This window comes from Bacillus sp. LQ01 (assembly GCF_057624735.1).
Genome location: NZ_JBYEZL010000003.1, coordinates 272,843 through 292,817, shown reverse-complemented (window position 1 = coordinate 292,817; position 19,975 = coordinate 272,843). Strand labels below are relative to the sequence as shown.

Here is a 19,975-nt window from a genome sequence, read left to right as displayed (position 1 = left end):
CTGTTAAATAATAAAATTTTCAAAAAAATCTTTTTTAATAGAAATTGTTATGGTACAGTATAAATGAAAGTTGTTGAAAACGTTTTCTTAAACGTTTTTTTATTTTAGGCTTAAAGGTATGATGACCTGATAGTCTATTGATGAGGTTATTCTATTTAAAAGGGGATTCTTTAGGGGGAGAGAACAATGAACACATGGACACAAGTTTATGATCCATTCGGAAACATTTGGATTTCGGCAGCGGTCGCACTTATTCCGATTATCTTTTTTTTCTTAGCTTTAGCAGTTTTCCGCATGAAGGGGTATGTGGCAGGATTTATTACAGTTGTACTTACAGTTTTAGTAGCGTTATTCGCTTATAAAATGCCGTTCACGATGGCAATGGCAGCAACCGGGTACGGTTTTTTGTATGGGTTATGGCCAATTGCTTGGATTATCATTATGTCCGTATTTTTATATAAAATTTCTGTGAAAACAGGTCAATTTGATGTGATTCGTGCATCGGTATTATCGATTACGAACGATCATCGTCTACTCGTTATTTTAATTGGATTTTCATTTGGAGCATTTTTAGAAGGAGCGGCAGGATTTGGGGCACCAGTAGCGATTACAGCAGCGCTTCTTGCGGGTCTTGGGTTAAATCCTTTATACGCAGCAGGTCTTTGTTTGATTGCAAATACTGCACCAGTGGCGTTCGGAGCGATGGGAATTCCGATTACAGTTGCTGGACAAGTAACAGGTATTGATCCACATAAAATTGGACAAATGGCTGGGCATCAATTACCGTTCCTATCATTATTTGTTCCATTCTTTATCGTATTTTTAATGGATGGATTTAAAGGTATAAGACAAACGTGGCCTGCGTTACTTGTAGCGGGTAGTTCATTTGCGATTACGCAGTTCATTACAGCGACATTTTTAGGACCGGAACTTCCGGATATTACATCGGCACTTGTAAGTTTAATTAGTTTAGCACTGTTCTTAAAAGTTTGGCAGCCGAAAGAAATTTATCAATCCGGGCAAGCAAATAGTGAAGTAGCAGTAACAACGACAGCGGCATCGATGCCGAAATTAACGTTTGGAAAAGTAGTGAAAGCATGGTCTCCATTTATCGTATTAACGGTTATGGTAGTCATTTGGAGCCAAAGTTTCTTTAAGGCATTATTCGCTCCAGGAGGGGCTTTAGAAAGTCTTGTATTTAAGTTTGAAATTCCAGGTCTGCATAATTTAGTAATGAAAGCAGAGCCAATTGTAAATAAACCAACGCCTTACGAGGCAATTCTGAAGTTTGATGTATTATCGGCAACTGGAACAGCGATTTTAATTGCTTGTATCATTTCCATGTTTATTTTGAAAATGAATGTAAAAGATGCAGTAGTGACATTTAAAGAAACGTTAAGCGAATTAAAAATGCCAATTCTATCTATCGGATTTGTACTAGGGTTTGCATTTATCGCAAACTATTCTGGTCTATCTTCTACGTTAGCGTTAGCATTAGCCGGAACTGGCGGACTATTCCCGTTCTTCTCACCATTCTTAGGCTGGATTGGCGTATTCCTAACAGGGTCTGATACGTCTGCGAATGCACTGTTCTCAAATTTACAAGCCATTACAGCGCAGCAAGTCGGCGTATCTGAAGTGCTTCTTGTTGCAGCAAATACAACAGGCGGTGTAACAGGGAAAATGATTTCCCCGCAGTCGATTGCAATCGCTTGTGCAGCAGTTGGTCTTGCTGGAAAAGAATCGGATTTGTTCCGTTTTACAGTGAAACATAGCTTGTTCTTCGTCATAATTGTGGGGATTATGACTTATGTTCAGGCATATTATTTAACTTGGATGATTCCGTAAATAGCAAAAGAAATAAACTTTTCATTTTTCAGATTATCGTGTATGATGGGAAAGTATTGAAAATTAAATCAGTGATAAACTAGGGGTGCCTAACGTATGCGTAGGCTGAGAGAGAAGCGCGTGAACTTCTTAACCCTTTGGACCTGATCTGGCTCGTACCAGCGTAGGGAAGTTAACGGCTTTACATAATGATGTCTTTATGAGCCAGGTCCTTATTTTTTTATGGACCTGGCTCTTTTTATTTTGGCATGCGCTGGCCATATCTCGTCCTTGTCACGAACAGGGGGGCAACAAAATTTATGAAACAATCTGTTTCAGCTGAGCAAATTGAATTGAAATCGAGTTTACCAGGGAGTAAGAAAGTATATGTGGATGGACCACGAGAAGGTATGAAAGTGCCGATGCGTGAGATTGAACAAAGCGAAACGAATGGTGTCCCAAATCCACCAATCCGTGTGTATGATACGAGCGGTCCTTATACAGATCCTGCGTATAAGGTCGAGTTGGAAAAAGGAATTCCAACGCCGCGCCACTCTTGGATTATGGGGCGTGGTGATGTAGAAGCATACGAAGGGCGTGAAGTGAAACCAGAGGATGACGGTGTGAAAGTAGCTTCGAAGCATACACCTGTTTTCCCGCAAATGGATCGCCAGCCACTTAGAGCAAAGCAAGGTGCAAATGTTACGCAAATGCACTATGCACGTAATGGCATTATTACGTCTGAGATGGAATACGTTGCGATTCGTGAAGGGGTAGAGCCGGAGTTTGTTCGTAAGGAAATCGCAGAAGGCCGCGCTATTTTACCAGCGAATATTAATCATCCAGAAGCTGAACCGATGATCATCGGGCGTAATTTTCATGTGAAGGTAAACGCGAATATCGGAAACTCAGCTGTATCTTCTTCGATTGCAGAAGAAGTAGAGAAGATGACATGGGCAACGCGCTGGGGTGCGGATACGATTATGGATTTATCTACAGGTAAAAATATTCATACGACGCGTGAGTGGATTATTCGTAACGCGCCTGTACCAGTTGGAACTGTACCGATCTATCAAGCGCTGGAAAAAGTAAACGGAATTGCAGAAGATTTAACGTGGGAAGTATATCGTGATACGTTAATTGAGCAGGCGGAGCAAGGCGTTGATTACTTTACGATTCACGCTGGTGTATTGCTTCGTTATATTCCAATCACGGCAAAGCGTACGACAGGTATCGTTTCGCGCGGTGGTTCGATTATGGCGCAGTGGTGTTTATTCCATCATAAAGAAAACTTCCTATATACTCACTTTGAAGAGATTTGTGAAATTATGAAGCAGTACGATGTTTCGTTCTCTCTTGGAGATGGATTACGTCCAGGGTCTATTGCAGATGCAAATGACGAAGCACAGTTTTCCGAGCTTGAAACACTTGGTGAATTAACAAAAATTGCTTGGAAACATGATGTGCAAGTTATGATTGAAGGACCTGGACACGTACCGATGCACTTAATTAAAGAGAATATGGAGAAAGAGCTTGATATTTGTCAGGGCGCGCCGTTTTACACACTTGGGCCACTAACGACAGATATTGCACCAGGTTATGACCATATTACATCTGCAATTGGAGCTGCGATGATTGGCTGGTTTGGAACAGCGATGCTTTGTTATGTAACGCCGAAAGAACATTTAGGTTTGCCAAACAAAGATGATGTACGCACGGGTGTTATTACGTACAAAATTGCAGCGCATGCGGCTGATCTTGCGAAAGGACATAAAACGGCTCATCAGCGTGATGATGCACTTTCAAAAGCACGCTTCGAATTCCGTTGGCGCGATCAATTTAATTTATCTTTAGATCCTGAACGTGCGATGGAATATCATGATGAAACGTTGCCTGCAGAAGGGGCAAAGACAGCTCACTTCTGTTCAATGTGTGGACCGAAGTTTTGTAGTATGAGAATTTCACATGATATTCGTGAATATGCAAAAGAAAATGATTTAGAAACGACAGAAGCAATTGAAAAAGGAATGAAAGAGAAAGCAGAAGAATTTAAAGAAGCTGGTAGTCATTTATATCAATAACATGTTACACCTCTTTACTTGATTGATCACACTGTAGTACCTAACTTTATTATAGAAGAAGCCCCATTTGCTAAGACGGTAGCAAATGGGGCTTCTGTTGTTTATAAGGCGAAGAAGAGATGTACCCAGTAGAATAAGAGGAATAGTGTGACGACTGTTGTGAGCGGGATAACGATAAGGGATACACTTAAATAGTCTTTCCATTTTACTTTAATTTTGTTTTGTTTCAGAATATACATCCAAATGAGTGAAGCTAGCGTACCAATTGGTAGTAATAGTGAACCGATGTCACTACCAATGATGTTTGCAAGATAGATAGTTTTTAATGTGACTGGATCTAGTCCCATTTCTGTTAATGTGATTGTACCAATCATAAGGGCAGGATGGTTATTGAAGACGTTAGAGAGGATGGATACAAGTCCGCCCATTGCAAAGCTAGCATAGAGTAGATGCTGATTCACAACTGGCTCGAGCCATTGTACAAGTGCAGCTGTTAATCCTGCGTTGTGTAGTCCGTAAATAATGACGTACATAGAGAAGGCGAAAATTAAAATGTGCCACGGTGTCTTTTTCAAAATGTCGACAGGATTTGTTCGTAAGTAGTACCATCTCCAAATGAGAAGAACGAGTGAACCAAGTACTGCAACGATTTCAATTGGGATGGATAAGAAGGATGCAACGAATAGAAGACAGCGCATCAGGAAGACGAAACCTAATACTTTTAACATGAATCTTGTCCGTTTTTGTTTCGTATCGACAGAATTATTTCCTTTTAGTGGATGGAAGTTTTTCGTGAAGAAAATTTCTTCAATATCATATGAAGAAACAGGTAATTTTTTCGGAAGTTTTTTCTTCAAAACTGTATACATGAGCCATGACATAAATAATAAGCCTAATGTTGCAGGTACAAACATCATAGCGGTATGCATATAAAGAGTCATATGGACGATGTTTAATGCGATTAAATTTACGATATTACTTACACCAATTGGTGCACTAGATGCCGTAGCGATTAAAGCACCACTTAATAAATAAGGAATTTGTTGATGTGGTTTTAATTGAAGGTTTTTTAGAAGAAGAATTAAAATGGGAGTTGTAATTAAAATACTACCGTCGTTATTAAATAAAAGAGTCATAAGAAAACATAATAATTGAATATACCAGTATAGACGGCGTCCAGAACCTTTCGCTAGATTTGCCAGTTTCGCTGCGGACCAATGGAAGAAGCCGAAGCTTTCTAATATAACTGCCATAACAATAGTTGCTAATATTGTTATGGAAGCACCGCCAATTTTACTTATAATATCCATGATGTCTGGTTTTGATACAAGTCCAGTAATTATGATGATACCAGCTCCGATTGCTGCTGGCCATGCCTCATTTAAGCCGCGAGGTCGCCAAAAGATAACGATCATCGTTAAGAAAAATACAATAATAGTAATCCATATTTCAATGCTCATATTTTGCCTACCTTTCTATTTTCCCTTGAACAGATGTAGCTTGTCTCAAGTTTATATTGATAGTATATTCAGCAAAAAATAAGAAGAACTAGACGTATAACGAGATGAACCGAATATGTGTTTTTCATGCTAAAGGACAAGTGTCACGAATAGTGAAATAACTATTATGAGAGGAGTCTATAAATTATTGGGCAGTAAGATAGTAAATGAAATTTATATGGGCGATTATTGAGATATATTGGCGCAAGTTAAAATATATCAGCGATTATTGAGATATATCGGCGCAAGTTAAAATATATCAGCGATTATTGAAATATATCGGCGCAACTCAAAATATATCAGCGATTTTTAAAATATATCGACTTATCGACAAAACACGACAAAAGGAGTCTATCCCAAAATGCCTTTTGGAACAGACTCCAATGCTATATTATTTTTCCTTCAAAAAAGTACGATCCTTCAAGAATAAGTTCCAGAAGAAAATAAATCCTGGTAATAAAATTGCAATCCCAATCGCGTATAGAATGAGCAGTGCATAGAACGTTTCTTTCGTTGTAAAGCTTGTAAATACAGTTACGTCAGGATAAATAATATACGGTAAATGCGCGACCCCGTAAGCATAGCTTGCAAATGCATATTGAGCGACGACAGCTAAAACGGCAATGCGAGGGTATCCTAGTGTATTGTACTTTTTGTTTGTCCACCAAAGGGACGAGTATCCGATAACGAATAAAACAATAGAAACTGTAAACCACGGGAATTGCTTTATTAATCCTTGCATAACCCAATGTGTTTCTGGATCCATTACAACGAGGGCAATAATTGCCGTAACGAGCGTTGCAGGACCAAGGATGATAGCATTTCTTCTATAAATTCTATACGTATCTTCTGAACTTTGTTCTCTCGAAAAATCAGCAAGAAAGAGAGAGGAGAGAAATAGTTCAGAAGTTAGTCCGAAGAGCATATAACAGTAGATAACTGGGCTAGAAAGAAGTTTTCCATATAGGAGTACTTCCTTTCCTTCAGACATTGTAATATAGGCTCCCTCTGTAACGGGTAAAACGGTAATTAATAGTGCTGGAATTAATAGACCAGTAATACCTGAAATAACCCGAAGAAGGTATTGGTATTTTGGCAAGGAGTAAGCAAATACCATAAATGTACTACGTACTGCAATGAGCACTAAAATTAACATAACTGGTACGAACATTACTGTCGCAAGAGTAAAGGCCGCTTTCGGAAAGAAGCCGAGAAATGCGACAACGACGAAAACGAGAAACGTATTTGTTACTTCCCAAGTTGGTGATAAGTACCGATTCGCAAGTTTAGCAGCGAGCGTCGGATGTTTTGCGTATACCATGCCCCAAAAACCAGCGCCAAAATCAATGGACCCTAGTATACTGTATACGAAAATAAGGGCCCATAAGATGATGATTGCAATACTTTCCTCATACATGAGAATCGCCTCCTTGGTGTTGTAAATCATTCTTTAATGGATGTCTTCTAAAGAATGTCCGTAGAACAATGACTGTTAAAATAGCGAGTCCAATATACAAAATGATGAACAAAACAAATAAAGGACCGACGAAATCGGCGCGTGTAGATGCATCGACGGTACGTTGCATACCATAAATTGTCCATGGTTGACGACCGCTACAACTGAAAATCCATCCGAATTCAATACCGAGCATCATAATTGGTCCGCATGCGGCAGCCCCCCAAAGTAGCCACTTCGGTAGTTCTGTTCCTTTTTTTCGGTACACGAAATACCAATATAAGAGTGCAATTGTTGCAACAGCAAAGGTAAACGCAGCAGTTCCTACCATTAAGTTGAATAGTGTATGTGTATAAAATGGTGGCCATGTTTCTTGTGGGAATTCGTTTAGTCCTTTTACGACAGTGCTAGGGTCTAGTCCTACTAATAAGCTAAGCATGTTTGGAATTTCAAGTGCATAGTTTAGTTCAAGTGTATTAGGATCCACAACTCCGCCAATGGATAGCGGTGCGTGTGATGTCGTTTCAAATAAAGCTTCAGCAGATGCAAGTTTTTCAGGTGAGTGTTTATGTAAGGCAATCGCTGATTCATGTCCTGAAAGCCACATCGTAGCGCCTGTAATAAATGTAACGACAAGCCCTAATAGCAGCCCTTTTTTATGATAAGCAATTTCACGTGTACTTAAATTTTTCTTCAATAATTTAAATCCAGCAATAGAAGCAATGACAGCCGCACCAGTTGCATAAGCCGTAATAACGACATGAAATGCACTTGTGCCAAAACTTGGATTAAAGAAAGCTTTCCACGGATCAACGTTAAAAACAGATCCATCTGGATTCATTGAAAAGCCTGCTGGTGTATTCATCCATGTATTTGCTGATGTAATAAGCACGGCGGATGCCGTGGCACCAAGCATGACGAAAAATAGCGAGATTAATCTCATAAATGGAGGAAGTTTATCAGCTGCATATACGTAAATCGACATGAATAAAGCCTCCAAAAAGAAGGCGAAAATCTCAATTTGGAAGGGAACAGAAATAACTTGCCCAACAATTTTGGCGAAACCAGGCCAAAGAAGTGAGATTTGCACACCAACAATTGTTCCAGTTGGAATTGCTACACCGAGAAGAATAGCAAACGCCTTTGTCCATCTTTTCGCCATAATGGCATAGTCGGAGTCTTTCTTCCAGTGATAGAGTATTTCGCTTATAAAAATCATCAATGAAAGTCCGACGCCAAGTGTTGCAAAAATAATGTGGAATGCTAATGAAGAACCAAAAAATGCTCTTGCTAATGTTACCGTATCCATATGTAAACTCCTCTTCTTTTTTGCCATTATTTTCTGATTGAATTGGAAGATTTATTCAAAAAAACTACCAAAAATATATATGTATTTAAAAAGTGAATATGATAATATAATGTTGTAATATTTTGAATAGAAAGAAATAAATAGTTTCTCATGTTTTGTTTGTTTTTTTTACAGGAATCTTTTATAATCTTTTATGCGAACATAAGTTCTATTTTTAGAAAAGAAGAAGTTTATGTGAAATGGAGAGGGTGTTTTATGTATCCTGAAGTCATTAAAAAGATGGCATTTTCAAAAGAGCATAGAGATTTATTATTGAAGCTATATAATAAAGAGATTACACGTCGTGAATATGATCGGCTTGTACAATCGCTATATAAACCTTCTAAAGAGGTTTACGAGGGATAGAAATGGGGGAGACAATCTAGTGGATTGTCTTTTTTAAATTTATGTATGTTCTGATAAAATTAAGGTTAGCCTTACTAGGGAGGTGAAAAGATTGCGTAAACGTTTATATATAGGGATTGGAGTTATCTTCTTAATCGCTTTAGGTGGAATTGTATTTTGGTCAGCTTTACAAGGAAACCGTACAGAAAATTTTATTTTAAGACATATGGTGAATGACAATGGAACTCTTGCCACGTATCGTTTAGTAGATACTAAGGCAGGTACGGGTGAAGCCAAGGGACGTGAAGCTTTATCAGAATCAGCGGGATTATGGTTACAATATACACTTGATAAAGATGATCAGGCGTTATTTGATGAGCAAGTAAAGGTTATTCAAGATAATTTCGTATATAAGAATCATATCGTTTTATGGAAACTCTCTGAAAAGGGAGAGAGGCAGTCAGCTACAAATGCACTTATAGATGATCTTCGTATTATAGAACAATTATATCGTGCTTATGAAATGTATAAGGAAGAGCGTTATAAAAACCTTGCCGATCAATTAAGTGATGCTGTACTTCGTTATAATAAAAAAGATAATTATTATGTTGATTATTATGATGCAGATGCAGGGAAACAAAATAATTTTGTAACAACATCATACATAAATCCACGTGCATTCTCCTATATGAAGAAGTACGACAAAGTTTCTGCTCAGCAATATCAGGAAGTCGTTCAATTTTTAGCGGACTATCCAAGGCATGGCTGGGCATTCCCGAAAGAGTATAAAGAAGATGGTACATTTACGTACGATAAAGAAGTGAATCTTATTGACCAATCATACGTTGCATATCATCGAAGTTTAGGTGGTCTTTCATCAACTGCTTATTTGGAATTTATAAAGAAGAAATTCCAGGAGGATGGAAAGCTATACGGTCGTTACAATTTAGAAACGGGAAAACAAACTGTGAATTATGAATCGCCAGCCGCATACGGATTAACGATTTTGTACGTACTACAAACAGGTGATAAAAAGTTTGCGAAAGAATTGTATGATCATATGGCCACATTCCGAAATGATAACGTATTTAGTAGATATTATGGTGGATATGTAACAGGTGAAAATAATAATACGCATATTTTTGATAATGTACTACCACTTTTAGCTGAAATGGAATTAAAAAAGAGTGAACAATAAAAGTTGCCACCATATGAGGGTGGCAACTTTTATTTGTTGATATAATTTTACGTCCTAATGTTGGAGAAGTAATCAATCACGAATTCACGGAATTGCTGAGCTGTTTTTGATAAGTAGCGTTTTTTTGACCAACTTAATCCGATGGTTCGCTGACAATTGGGTTCAATAATACGCAACTTGCTTGATGCTAAAGTAGAGTTTTTTAATAAAGTTAAACTTGGAACAAAAGCGACGCCGAGACCTTGCTTAATGAGGTCGCTAATCACGGTCGGTTCATCTACTTCAAAAGCAATATGCGGAGTGAAACCAGCTTCTTTGCAAAATTCATCCGTTAAGTGTCGAAATCCATAGCCAGTGTTCATACTAATAAAAGGTTCGTTTTTTACTTCATGCAGGTGGATATTTTTTCGGCCTGATAAACGATGGCCTGAAGGGATGACTAAGAAAATTTCTTCTGTAATAAGTGGTTCCCAAACAATCTCCTCACCTTCAATTGGCACAGAGGAGATACAAAAGTCAATTTCTATATTATCTAGTTGTCGTTTCATAGAAGGAGTGGATGCAAGAAATTGTTGGAATCGAACGTTAGGATGTTCTAGTAAAAAAGAGCCAAGTAGTTCTGGTAATATTCTTGGAATAGAAACGGCCAGTGTAATAGAGCTTTGTTGTAATTCGGCTAAATCTTTAATTTCTCGTTGCCCTTCACTTAATTCATGAAAAATACGTTCTACTCGTTTTAAAAATACTTTTCCGAAAGAATTTAAAGTAATCTGTCGGCCTTGGCGATCAAATAAAGGGACTCCTAAATCCTTTTCGAGTCTAGCAATTGTTTTGCTGAGTGAAGGTTGCGCGATATGCAATTCTTCAGCTGCCTTTGTCATGTGTTCTAGTCGTGCAACTGTCTGAAAGTATTTTAACTGGAGCAGTTCCATTTCGAGTCTCCTTTCTATAGACCAAAAGGAATGAATTAATAATTAAAGATGTATTATACAGTATGTAAAGTGACGTGTATAGTAAATCTGTTAAACCATTCGAAGGGTGTTAAATTAGAAGAGGAGTATGTTTCATGAAGGGAATTAAACTTATATTTAAAGATTGGAAAGCGATGTGGCACCATAAACATGGACGTATCGCTTTAATTTTTTTATTAATCGTTCCGTTAATTTATTCAGGATTCTTTTTAGCTGGATATTGGGATCCGTACGGAAAATTAGATAAATTACCTGTTGCGGTTGTGAATTTAGATAAGGGTGCTGCGATGGATGAAAAAACAATTCATGCAGGAGACGATTTTGTTAAAAATTTAAAAGAGAATAAGGAATTGGCTTTTCATTTCGTATCAGAAAAAAGTGCGGATGAAGGGTTAAAAGAAGATAAATATTATATGGTTGTTACGATTCCGGAAGATTTCTCTAAAAAGGTAAGTACACTTATGGATGAGAAACCAGAGCCAGCAAAGTTGCATTACAAAGTAAATCCAGGTAAAAACTTTGTAGCGGCTCAAATTGGAACGACAGCTGTTGAAAATATGAAAACAAAAATCTCAAACAGTATTACGAAATCATATACAGAAGGTGTTTTTTCAAAGTTTCAAGATTTGGCACAAGGGTTGAGTGATGCAAGTAATGGTGCTGAGAAGTTACATGAAGGAACGACCGATGCAAAAAATGGAGCGAATCAGCTTGCGAATGGTATTGATCGTTTAAGTGACGGGACATCGAAATTGAAAGAAGGAAGTGACAAGCTTGCGTCTAGCCAATCTGCCTTAACGGGGGGAGCAAATGAGCTGAGTCAAGGAGCGACATCACTTCATAGTGGTATGGAGTTATTAGCACAAGGTGAAAAAACGTTACAATCAGGAGTTAGTGAATTAAGTGCTGGTACAAATGAATGGGTGAGCGGAAGTGAGAAGCTTGCTGAAGGGCAAGTAAAAGCGGATGGGGCGGCTAATAGTGTGAAACAACAATTAGAAGAGTACGTGAAAAATCATCCAGAAGTGCAGCAAGATCCCGCTTTTCAAAAAATTGTTGCTACGTCTAATGGACTAGCTAAAGCAACAAGTACTTTAAATAATAGCCAACAACAATTGACACAAGGTGCGAAGAAGCTAACTGATGGTCAACATAAGATTGAAGAAGGCATGAATACATTCGGATTTAAGTTAAATGAAGCTACTGCTGGAACGAAAAAGATAGCAGATGGTGCATCGAATTTGGCTGATGGATTTATGAAGTGGGGAAATGGATTTACATCCCTGCAAGAAGGTGTAAATCAGCTTGCGAGTGGTGGAACGGAGCTGAATAACGGTGCTAGTAAATTAACAAATGGACTTGTTAAACTTGATGATGGTGCGAAAGAACTTTCTACGAAATTAGGAGAGGGCGCAGAGAAGATAGCGGATGTTCGTAATGATGATGCACGCAATACGATGTTCTCAGAGCCAGTTCAGTTAGTGAAGTCAACAGTTTCTGACGTTCCTAACTACGGTTCAGGCATTGCACCATATTTCTTATCACTTGCATTTTATGTTGGCGGAATTATGGCATCGAATATTTTACCTCTTGGCCGCAGACAAAACATGAAGGTAAGCGGAACGGTACATTTTATTAATAAACTAGGATTGGTATATTTAATTGGACTTATTCAAGCTCTACTCGTAGATGTAGTTGTGCTAGGTGTTATGAAATTAGAAGTCGCAAGTGTGCCACTCTTTGTTTTATCAAGTATTGTTATTTCCTTTACGTTTATGACATTTATTCTTATGCTAGTAACAGTATTTGGTCTTGTTGGAAAGTTCTTAGCGGTAACGCTTCTTGTCCTGCAATTAGCGACGAGCGGAGGTACTTTCCCAGGAGAATTAAACATAGCTGTTCTTAGCAAAATTGGACAGTTTCTCCCAATGTCTCATTCTCTTAGAGGATTACAAGATGTTATTTCTTTAGGAGATTGGTCGCAATTACAAATGCAAATTTTAATATTGTTATGTTATCTCGTTGTTGCCGGTGGAATTGCTTGGGTCACGAGCCATATACAGCATAGAGAAACGAATGCAGAACAAGTTTCTTAAAATGAAATAAGCTATCCGATTTTTTCGGATAGCTTATTTTTTATTTGCGTTCCATTACTGCAAAGTAATTATTTTCATTATCAGCAAAGTTGAATGCTCTACCAGTAGGTAAATCTACAACCTGTCCAACTGTGACATTTTTCTCAGAAAGATCTTTATATAGACGGTCTAAGTCATTTGAGAAGAACATAAGTGAAGGCGTATTTAGGTTTAGTTCAGGTTGCATCTTCGCGATTAACGCTTTATCGTGAAGGACGATGCTTGTTCCTGCTTCTTTCGCCGGTGCAATTTCAATCCAGCGGAATCCGTTTCCGTTATTTTCTTCCGCAATGATTTGGAACCCTACTTTTTCTGTCCAAAATTGTACTGTTTCGTCTTGGTTATTTACATATAGCATAATTTGTCCAACTTGATTAATCATAGGTGTCTCTCGCTTTCTTTTTATATGCGTATTATTATATCAAATATATGGCTTGAATAGTTTTTTATGATTTTTTCGTAATACAACCTTCGTCCATTTCATCTTTGTTGTAGGAGAAGGCCCTGTAATCCAAGTATGAAATGGTATTGTGCTACAAATGACCATTGTTGAAATAGAGATAATGGCCGTTAACACAAATAGTAATAGGCTATATAATATAGTATTTTCTTGCAGTGTGAATAAGGAAAGAAGTTTTGTGCATAGTTGCAAGAAGAATAAATGAGCTAAATAAGCACCATACGTGTAATTACCAATGAAACGTAACGTTTTATATAAGAAACCACGACGCTGTACTATCATAATAGATAACACATACAGTATGATAATTTCGCATACGATATATAAAAACATAGATGGTTTTAAATAGGTAGAAACAGTTAAATGAATAGAGTTTGCTCCGTAAAAACTAAACAACTCATAATTGATGAATAAAAATAAGATGAAAAATAATATTGTTATAAGCGGGATATGTTTCATGACGAATAGACGCCAAGTTTTTAGTGCTACAGCGGCAATGCCGCCCATAACGAAATAGAATGAGTAGAATAGAAATGATCGATCTGTATAATGTAAAATTGTTGAACTTGTTAATTTTTCTCCATTAAAAATATAGTGAGAAGAGAACCACATTAATAGAAAATATAGGCAAGCGAAAAAGGTCATATATTTATATATGTCTTTTTTATTTTCTGTTCGTTTTTGAAACCAATAAAAAAGTGTGCATAGTAAAGGGAACAATAAGTGAATTTGGAACATCATAATAACGTACCAAAGATGGGGAGCGGCTGTTCCGAGTAATAAACTTTTTATTCCACTTTGTAACGTAATAAGATCATTTGTTGTTAATAAGTAAAGAATAGACCAAAAGAAATAAGGAATGAGTAAGTGTATCGCTTTTTCGGAAATATATTCTTTATATACTAATTGCTTTGTATAGTGACGAATTAAGTGAAATCCAACGATAAATATGAATGCTGGTGCTGAGAATTTTGCAAGATTAAATAGCATGCCCATAATGAGGGATTGCTCAAGTAAGACATTTCCTTGATTCATTGTATATAATAAAGAACTTTGCAAAACGACAGCGAGAAATGCAATGCTTTGCAAAACTTTAAATTCTGGTGCGCTTTGAGTCATTAGATCCATCTCCTTTTCCATACATGATTATAGTACGGAGAATGGATAAGAGGTGTGGAATATTTGTGAAGGTTTTAACAAATTTGTGGCGGAATGGATTAACAACAAAGAAAGAGGATGCTCAAAACGAGCATCCTCTTTCTATTTATTAAGCAAATTTGTTTTTAATCCAGTTCTTACCTTCTACAAGGCGAGCTGTCATTACGGCACAAGCGTTATCTGCTGTTACGTTTAACATCGTTGCAGGAGGATCAATGATTGTACTGATTGCTGCGATAATTGGCAATGCTTCTGGCGGGAAGCCATATAAAGAAACGATTAACATTTCACCAATCATACCGCCGCCTGGAATAGCGCCCATTACTGTCCCTACTAATAGAGAAACAACAAGTGCGATTGCTAATGTTTTCGGTCCTTCGAATTCCATGTTGAAAATACCGAATAAGAAAGCAATTTTTAATACGCCGCCTAAAACAGAGCCATCTTTATGAAGAGTAGAACCAAGAAGGACAACTGTTTCACGAACGTCTGAAGAAATACCCATTTTCTTTGTTGCTTCTAAGTTTGCTGGAATACTTGCGGCACTACTACAAGTTGCAAGTGATGTAACTGTAGGAGAGACCATGTTCTTCCAAAATACTTGTACACCTTGTTTGCGACCTGCAAGGTATGCATAGAATGTGAAGAATACAAAGAAATAAATGAGAGAAGCAGGATAGTATACCATTGCTGCTCGGAAGTAAGTTCCAAGAAGTTGTGGTCCGAATTCGCCAACTAATGCTGCGAAGTAAGCAGCAAGTCCGATTGGAGCGTAGTACATAATGAAAGATACAACCTTCATTGAAATCTCTGCACCAGCTTGTAGGAATGTAGCAAATGGCTTTCCTTTTTCGCCAACTGCTGAAGTTGCAATCCCCATTAAGATAGAGAAGAAAATAAGAGCTAACATATTTTCACGAGATAGTAACTTCGAGAAGTCAGATACTGTTAAAATACCGACGATTTGATCTGCAACACTAACAGCTTTGCCGGCTTTGTCAGGTTGTGTTAGTTCTAGTACAACACCTTGTGCTGGCGGGAATACTTTCACGACAATAATCATAAAAATAGCAGCTAAAATACTTGTAAATAAGAAAGTCCCAGCCATACTAGACATAATTTTACCGAAACGTTTTAATCCATCCATATTAGCAATAGACGATGCGATGCTAAAGAACACTAGAGGTACAACAATCGTAAACATTAAGTTTAAGAAAATGTCACCAAGCGGCTTTAAAGCAACTGCATCGGCACCCATGAAATAACCAATGAAACCACCAATTAGGATAGAAGATAATAAAATAAGTGGAAAGCGATATGCCTTCATAAATATATCCTCCTATCAATTAAAAAAATCATACTGAATCATTATAGCGAGTTAGGGGCCCCTTTACTAGGAGAATACGGATAAATGGAATAGCGTGAAAATCAAGAAATTTTTGTTTTTAAGCTCGGCATACAGCAGGAAATCTAGACATATATATTTGTAACCTAGTGGTGGCAAGGAGTGCACCATAACTTAGGTAGAGAAAAAGGGGGAGGGAAGCGGGATGAATATTTTACTTTGCTGTGCAGCGGGAATGTCTTCCAGTTTGATTGTTACAAAGATGGAGAAAGCAGCAGAGGCAAGAGGGATAGAAGTAACAATCTGGGCAGTATCAGGTTCTGAAGTGAATAGTCATATTGATAAAGCTGATGTCCTTTTACTTGGACCGCAAGTACGTTATTTATTACCGAAAATGAAAGAATTATGTAAGGAGAAAGGGATACCTGTTGATGTCATTCAATCTGTTCATTACGGACTTTGTAATGGAGAAGCTATCTTGCAAGCAGCTTTGTTAATGAAACCATGAGGAGAGTGGGATAGATGATACGGTTTTTAGAGAAGTATGTGATGCCGGTAGCAGGGAAGGTTGCAGAGCAGAGGCATTTACAAGCAATTCGAGATGGAATTATTTTAACGATGCCTTTCTTAATTATTGGATCGTTTTTCCTCATTATTAGTGCACTGCCGATACCGGGATATAACGATTTTATGGCAGGTTTGTTTGGGGAGAATTGGCAGCGAGCTTTAGGGTATCCAGTTAGTGCAACTTTTAATATAATGGCTTTAATAGCTGTTTTTGGAATCGCTTACAGACTTGGAGAGTATTATAAAGTAGATGCTTTAGCATCCGGGGCATTGTCGCTTGTGACGTTTTTACTTGCGACTCCATTTCAAGTTGCATATATTATACCAAGTACAAAAGAAAGTGTACTTGTAGAAGGCGCTATCCCAGCTGCATTAATGGGAAGCCAAGGGTTATTTGTAGCAATGATTATTGCACTTATATCTACTGAACTTTATCGGTTTATTGTACAAAAAAAGATAATTATAAAGATGCCAGAGACAGTTCCACCAGCTGTCACGCGTTCATTTGCAGCACTTGTTCCAGGATTTATTGTTGTCACAGTTATTTGGATTTTGCGCTTAATTATAGAAAATACTTCTTTTGGCAGTATCCATAATATTGTAGGACAAATTTTACAGGAACCGCTTAGTGTACTTGGTGCTAGTCTTTGGGGCGCAATCATAGCAGTTATTCTCGTTCATGTTCTTTGGTCTTGTGGAATTCATGGTGCTACTATTGTTGGTGGTGTAATGAGCCCCGTTTGGTTGTCGTTAATGGATCAAAACCGAGTTGCTTTTCAAGCTGGGCAAGATGTACCAAATACGATTACGGCACAGTTTTTTGATTTATGGATTTATATGGGCGGTTCTGGTGCAACGCTTGCTCTAGTTGTCGGAATGTTACTATTTGCACGAAGTCAACAATTAAAAAGTTTAGGGAGATTGTCAATTGCACCTGGTATATTTAATATTAATGAGATGGTAACTTTTGGTATGCCGATTGTGATGAACCCACTTTTACTAATTCCATTTATATTAGTTCCAGTCGTCCTAACGATTGTTTCTTACTTTGCAATGGAATGGGGATGGGTCGCACGTCCGAGTGGGGCCGCTGTACCTTGGACGACACCTATTCTTTTTAGTGGATATTTAGGATCGGGCGGGAAAATTTCAGGTGTTATTTTGCAACTTGTTAACTTTGCGCTAGCATTCTTCATTTATTTACCGTTCTTAAAAATATGGGATAAACAAAAACTGGCAGAAGAAAAGGGGGAGTAAAGAACTAAAATGGATACGATAGAGACGAAAGCTTTTCATTTAATCTTGCATGGGGGAAACGCGAGAAGTTGTTCAATGGAAGCAATTGATTGTGCGAAGCGTGGGGAGTTTACAGAGGCTGAAGCTAAATTACAAGAAGCACTAGATGAATTAAAAGAGGCGCACCGTGTACAAACGGAGCTTATCCAGAAAGAAGCTGGTGGTGAAAAGACCGAAGTTACTCTTTTAATGGTACACGCGCAAGACCATTTAATGAATGCAATTACGGTGAAAGAATTAGCGAGTGAGTTTGTAGAGTTATATAGGAAGATGTCGGTGGATGAATGAACCTTGCTTATGCAAGGTTTTTTTATTTCACTAAATAGTGGGTTAAAATAATGAATTATTTTTCATTGAAAAAGTTTTTTTAGTGTTTTTTCATATTAAACACAACTAGACGACTAAACACTAATCTATTTTCATACAGTTATGTGTTAAAAGCGTGTTGTTTTATAACACACTGTGTGTTTTTTGGACGACACACTAATTGAAAGCGTTAACACACAAAGAAAATGCTCGAAAAAGCACTGATTTTAGTGGTTTTAAAAAGTTGGCACGCTAATTGCATTAATAAATAGCGTAAAGAAAAATAAATAAACATAAATTTTTTATACTACACAAGGGGGATTTTCAAATGAATATTTTATTATGTTGTTCAGCAGGGATGTCTACAAGTTTACTAGTTACAAAAATGGAAGCGGCTGCAAAAGCTCGCGGTCTAGAAGGAAAGATTTGGGCTGTATCTGGGGATGCAGTAAAAAACAATATCGACCAAGCAGATGTGTTATTACTAGGACCACAGGTTCGTTACATGCTCTCTTCAATGAAAACGCTTGCTGACGAGAAAAATGTTGGAATCGACGTTATCAATCCAATGCACTACGGCATGATGAATGGAGAAGCAGTTTTAGATCACGCATTAACACTTAAAAAATAATTAGGGGGGAAGCGAAATGCAAAAGTTTATTGCATTTATGGAGAAATATTTAGTTCCAGTCGCAGGTAGAATTGGATCGCAGCGCCACTTAGTTGCAATCCGTGACGGATTTATCGCAGTTATGCCTCTTATTTTAGTTGGATCATTTGCAGTACTTATAAATAACTTACCAATTGATGCTTTCCAAAACTTTATGAAGGGCACATTTGGTGACGCTTGGAAAGATGTCGGTGGCGGTATGTGGACTGGTTCCTTTGCTATACTCGCCCTCATAGTCGCAGTTGGGATAAGTTACAATTTAGCGAAATCTTACGGCGTCGATGCGTTGTCAGCAGCAATCATTACATTCGGTGCATTAATTATTATTTCTCCGACAACGCCAAAAGAAGGCGGTATTGATTTAGCGTGGACAGGGGCACAAGGTCTATTCGTTTCCATTATAGTGGCTCTTCTTGTAACAGAAGTGTTTAGATTCTTTGTTCAAAGGGATATTACAATTAAAATGCCAGATGGTGTTCCACCGGCAGTAATGAAATCATTCGCAGCGTTAGTTCCAGCATTCGTTATTTTGATTGTAACAGCAGGTATTCAATTAGCTGTGAAACTTGCGGGAACAAGCATTCATAAAATGGTATTTGAAACAATTCAATTACCATTACAAGGTTTAGCGGGTACATTACCAAGTGCAATTATTATTGCTCTACTTATTCACGTATTATGGTTCTTCGGATTACATGGTCCAAATATTATTGGGGGGATTATTGACCCAATCTATTTACCAGCATTAGAGAAAAATATGAAATTATTTAATGATGGTATGTCTGCATATGACGTACCGCATATCTTCACAAAACCATTCTTTGATGTATACGTATATATCGGGGGATCGGGTGCAACGTTAGCATTCTTAGTGGCAGTAATGCTTGTAGCGAAAAGTGCGCAGCTTCGCGGTGTAGGCCGTGTATCTATCGGTCCTGGTTTCTTTAATATTAACGAACCAGTTATTTTCGGTACGCCAATTGTATTAAACCCAACGTTAATTATCCCGTTCGTACTTACACCAGTTGTATTAGTTATTACTTCTTATACAGCAATCACTTTAGGATGGGTACCAAAAACAGTTGCGTTAGTTCCATGGACAATGCCACCAATCTTTAGTGGTTATCTTGTATCGGGCGGAAGCATCGCTGGTGCAGCACTACAAGTGGTGAACTTTGCTATTGCGGTAGTAATTTACTATCCATTCGTATTAATGTGTGACCGTACTTATGTACAGGCTGCAAAAGCTGAAACAAAAGGAAGCGACAATTCAGTATCACTTTAAAAAATATTATTCTGGCGAGTTCCTATAG

17 protein-coding genes and 1 riboswitch are annotated in these 19,975 nt (G+C 37.8%); of the genes, 10 read left to right on the top strand and 7 right to left on the bottom strand.

Features of this window, described 5'->3' with window-relative positions; genetic code table 11:
* Positions 1-186 precede the first annotated feature (186 nt).
* Together lldP and thiC are read left to right on the top strand one after the other, a co-directional pair.
* The gene (gene lldP / locus AC22L0_RS22145) at positions 187-1,848 is read left to right on the top strand and encodes an L-lactate permease (RefSeq protein ID WP_001099339.1); all 1,662 of its coding nucleotides are present in this window, start codon (positions 187-189) and stop codon (positions 1,846-1,848) included.
* A gap of 71 nt (positions 1,849-1,919) precedes the next feature.
* Positions 1,920-2,035, top strand: a riboswitch (TPP riboswitch).
* A 112-nt stretch (positions 2,036-2,147) separates the two neighbouring features.
* The gene (gene thiC / locus AC22L0_RS22140; RefSeq protein ID WP_000814479.1) at positions 2,148-3,908 is read left to right on the top strand and encodes a phosphomethylpyrimidine synthase ThiC; all 1,761 of its coding nucleotides are present in this window, start codon (positions 2,148-2,150) and stop codon (positions 3,906-3,908) included.
* 101 nt (positions 3,909-4,009) lie between these two features.
* Here the strand turns inward: thiC and AC22L0_RS22135 are convergent, their stop codons facing one another.
* From AC22L0_RS22135 to cydA, 3 genes are all read right to left on the bottom strand, one after another.
* Complete coding sequence (locus AC22L0_RS22135) at positions 4,010-5,368, bottom strand: arsenic transporter (RefSeq protein WP_000021120.1); 1,359 nt, start codon at positions 5,366-5,368, stop codon at positions 4,010-4,012.
* Positions 5,369-5,798: 430 nt separating this feature from the next.
* Positions 5,799-6,824 (bottom strand): cytochrome d ubiquinol oxidase subunit II, encoded by a 1,026-nt coding sequence (locus tag AC22L0_RS22130; RefSeq protein ID WP_000272788.1) that lies wholly within the window; start codon positions 6,822-6,824, stop codon positions 5,799-5,801.
* Positions 6,817-8,172, bottom strand: coding sequence for a cytochrome ubiquinol oxidase subunit I (cydA, locus tag AC22L0_RS22125; protein WP_000381987.1), 1,356 nt, complete (start codon positions 8,170-8,172; stop codon positions 6,817-6,819). Before cydA ends, AC22L0_RS22130 begins: the two co-directional genes overlap by 8 nt.
* A gap of 255 nt (positions 8,173-8,427) precedes the next feature.
* On the opposite strand from cydA, the gene AC22L0_RS22120 reads away from it, so the two are divergent.
* A complete protein-coding gene (locus AC22L0_RS22120; protein ID WP_000283181.1) occupies positions 8,428-8,577 on the top strand; it encodes a hypothetical protein in 150 nt (49 codons plus the stop codon).
* Between the two features lie 91 nt (positions 8,578-8,668).
* Positions 8,669-9,754, top strand: a complete 1,086-nt coding sequence (locus AC22L0_RS22115) for a hypothetical protein (RefSeq protein WP_048568618.1) — start codon at positions 8,669-8,671, stop codon at positions 9,752-9,754.
* Positions 9,755-9,801: 47 nt separating this feature from the next.
* Here AC22L0_RS22115 and AC22L0_RS22110 read toward each other — a convergent pair whose 3' ends face one another.
* Positions 9,802-10,686 (bottom strand): LysR family transcriptional regulator, encoded by an 885-nt coding sequence (locus tag AC22L0_RS22110; protein WP_087965200.1) that lies wholly within the window; start codon positions 10,684-10,686, stop codon positions 9,802-9,804.
* 134 nt (positions 10,687-10,820) lie between these two features.
* On the opposite strand from AC22L0_RS22110, the gene AC22L0_RS22105 reads away from it, so the two are divergent.
* On the top strand, positions 10,821-12,821 hold the full coding sequence (locus AC22L0_RS22105; RefSeq protein ID WP_087965202.1) for a YhgE/Pip domain-containing protein: 2,001 nt from the start codon (positions 10,821-10,823) through the stop codon (positions 12,819-12,821).
* A 40-nt stretch (positions 12,822-12,861) separates the two neighbouring features.
* Here the strand turns inward: AC22L0_RS22105 and AC22L0_RS22100 are convergent, their stop codons facing one another.
* From AC22L0_RS22100 to AC22L0_RS22090, 3 genes are all read right to left on the bottom strand, one after another.
* Positions 12,862-13,242 carry a VOC family protein gene (locus AC22L0_RS22100; protein ID WP_000610162.1) on the bottom strand — a complete coding sequence of 127 codons (381 nt, stop codon included), beginning with the start codon at positions 13,240-13,242 and terminating at the stop codon, positions 12,862-12,864.
* Between the two features lie 39 nt (positions 13,243-13,281).
* Positions 13,282-14,439 carry an acyltransferase gene (locus tag AC22L0_RS22095; protein WP_000194318.1) on the bottom strand — a complete coding sequence of 386 codons (1,158 nt, stop codon included), beginning with the start codon at positions 14,437-14,439 and terminating at the stop codon, positions 13,282-13,284.
* Between the two features lie 148 nt (positions 14,440-14,587).
* Positions 14,588-15,805: a dicarboxylate/amino acid:cation symporter gene (locus tag AC22L0_RS22090; protein WP_000649376.1), complete on the bottom strand. Its 1,218-nt coding sequence runs from the start codon at positions 15,803-15,805 to the stop codon at positions 14,588-14,590.
* Between the two features lie 223 nt (positions 15,806-16,028).
* On the opposite strand from AC22L0_RS22090, the gene AC22L0_RS22085 reads away from it, so the two are divergent.
* From AC22L0_RS22085 to celB (AC22L0_RS22065), 5 genes are all read left to right on the top strand, one after another.
* Positions 16,029-16,331 carry a PTS sugar transporter subunit IIB gene (locus AC22L0_RS22085; protein WP_087965203.1) on the top strand — a complete coding sequence of 101 codons (303 nt, stop codon included), beginning with the start codon at positions 16,029-16,031 and terminating at the stop codon, positions 16,329-16,331.
* Positions 16,332-16,345: 14 nt separating this feature from the next.
* On the top strand, positions 16,346-17,647 hold the full coding sequence (gene celB / locus AC22L0_RS22080; RefSeq protein ID WP_000617782.1) for a PTS cellobiose transporter subunit IIC: 1,302 nt from the start codon (positions 16,346-16,348) through the stop codon (positions 17,645-17,647).
* 9 nt (positions 17,648-17,656) lie between these two features.
* Positions 17,657-17,974: a PTS sugar transporter subunit IIA gene (locus AC22L0_RS22075; protein WP_000379632.1), complete on the top strand. Its 318-nt coding sequence runs from the start codon at positions 17,657-17,659 to the stop codon at positions 17,972-17,974.
* A gap of 346 nt (positions 17,975-18,320) precedes the next feature.
* A complete protein-coding gene (locus tag AC22L0_RS22070; RefSeq protein WP_001023563.1) occupies positions 18,321-18,623 on the top strand; it encodes a PTS sugar transporter subunit IIB in 303 nt (100 codons plus the stop codon).
* A gap of 16 nt (positions 18,624-18,639) precedes the next feature.
* Positions 18,640-19,947, top strand: coding sequence for a PTS cellobiose transporter subunit IIC (gene celB, locus AC22L0_RS22065; RefSeq protein WP_001168848.1), 1,308 nt, complete (start codon positions 18,640-18,642; stop codon positions 19,945-19,947).
* Positions 19,948-19,975 lie beyond the last annotated feature (28 nt).